General features: G+C 62.7%; 1 protein-coding gene. It reads left to right on the top strand.

Annotated features, from left to right (window positions below):
* Window positions 1-288: 288 nt before the first annotated feature.
* Window positions 289-1092, top strand: an 804-nt coding sequence (locus AC1DU6_RS32305) for an ATPase, T2SS/T4P/T4SS family (protein ID WP_477862311.1), incomplete at its 3' end; no start/stop codon positions are given.

The raw sequence follows: 1092 nt of genomic DNA, 5'->3' as shown, positions 1-1092 counted from the left end.
GGGTGTAGCTTAGCCTGGTAGAGCGCTACGTTCGGGACGTAGAGGCCGGAGGTTCGAATCCTCTCACCCCGACCAAGTCTTCGCCCTCGGGATGAGGGTCCGCAAATCGACCGGGCCACAGTACCGGCAACCCTGAAATCCTGACGTTATCCCTGGAATTCGTTTGCCTCGCGCCCGGCTACCGACTGGCACAATTGGCAGACTTCGCTCTTTCCGTCGTTGACGCAACTGCCTGTGGAAACCACGCTCGCCGAGCCGCTTCAGTCTTCCCTGTCGGGGGTGGCGCGCATGCTGGTGCACGCCGGCAAGCTCCAGGCCAAGGCCGCCGAAGATCTCGTCAAACAGGCGAGGGAAAAGAAGGCCAGTTTCGTCAACGCGGTGATCGCAAGCGGCCTGGTTTCGCCAGTCGATCTGGCGCACACCTTGTCCAGTGCTCTGGCCTTGCCGCTGCTGGATCTGTCGGCGATGGACCCGCAGCGCATGCCGCAGAACGTCATCGACGCGAAGCTGGCCCAGCAGTACCAGGTCGTGGCCCTGTCGCGGCGCGGCAATCGCCTTTTCGTCGGCGGCGCCGATCCCACGGATCTCGAGGTCATTGAACGCATCAAGTTCGCGACCCAGCTGCAGCCGGAATGGGTCATCGTCGAGCATGACAAGCTGGCCAAGATGCTGGCCAGCACCGGCGCAAGCGCGACGGAATCGCTGGAGAGCATCGCTGGCGGCGACTTCGACTTCGACATCGCCGAAGAGGATGCGACGCCGCAGCAGGAGGCTGCCGAACTGGCAGACGTCGAGGACGCACCCGTCGTCCGCTTCCTGCAGAAGATGCTGGTCGACGCGATCAATCTGCGCGCCTCGGACTTGCATTTCGAACCCTACGAATTCCACTACCGCGTGCGCTTTCGCGTCGACGGCGAGTTGCGCGAGATCACGCAACCGCCCATTGCGATCAAGGACAAGCTGGCCTCGCGCATCAAGGTGATTTCGCGCCTGGACATCTCCGAGAAGCGAGTGCCCCAGGACGGGCGCATGAAGCTGAAGTTCGGCAGCAAGTCCATCGATTTCCGCGTCAGTACCCTGCCCACGCTGTTC

Source organism: Roseateles sp. P5_B10 (genome assembly GCF_056400485.1).
The sequence above is the reverse complement of the archived record's forward strand: the minus strand, read 5'-3'. Positions and strand labels throughout refer to the sequence as shown.